This is a genomic window from Paenibacillus sp. 598K (genome assembly GCF_003851045.1).
GTDB lineage: Bacteria > Bacillota > Bacilli > Paenibacillales > Paenibacillaceae > Paenibacillus_D.
Genome location: NZ_BFBX01000022.1, coordinates 2,539 through 2,986, shown reverse-complemented (window position 1 = coordinate 2,986; position 448 = coordinate 2,539). Strand labels below are relative to the sequence as shown.

The 448-nt window shown below is 65.8% G+C and carries 1 protein-coding gene; it reads right to left on the bottom strand.

Annotation, left to right across the window (positions count from 1 at the left end; translation table 11 throughout):
- Nucleotides 1-448, bottom strand: a 448-nt coding sequence (locus tag PA598K_RS08855) for a substrate-binding domain-containing protein (RefSeq protein WP_185601734.1), incomplete at both ends; no start/stop codon positions are given.

Genomic DNA, 448 nt, shown 5'->3' with positions numbered 1-448 from the left:
GGATCTCCTGGTGGCTCTCGTCAGGCTGCTCCATCCGCCATAGCAGCTGATGCAGCGCCTTGTGCGCGAACTGGCTGATATCGATCTCCATCGTCGTCAGCTTGGGGCTGCACATGTCGGAGAAGTGGGTGCGGTCGAACCCGCAGATGGACACGTCCTCCGGGATGCGGCGTCCCTTGGCGCGCAGCGCTTGGCAGATGTAGTAGGCGAAGCCGTCGTTCATCCCGAACCACGCCGTCGGCGCGTCGCCGGCTGCCTGCAGGGCGCAGGCGATCGACGCCTCGTCCTCGGGCACTTGCGCCTGCATAAGCGCTGCCTCGGGCTCGATGCCGTGCTCGCGGAGCGCGAGCCGATACCCCTCATATCGCTCCTGATAGCTCGGCGAGGCGTCGACATTGCCGAGGATGCCGATCTGGCGATGGCCGAGGTCGAGCAGATGCTTGACGGC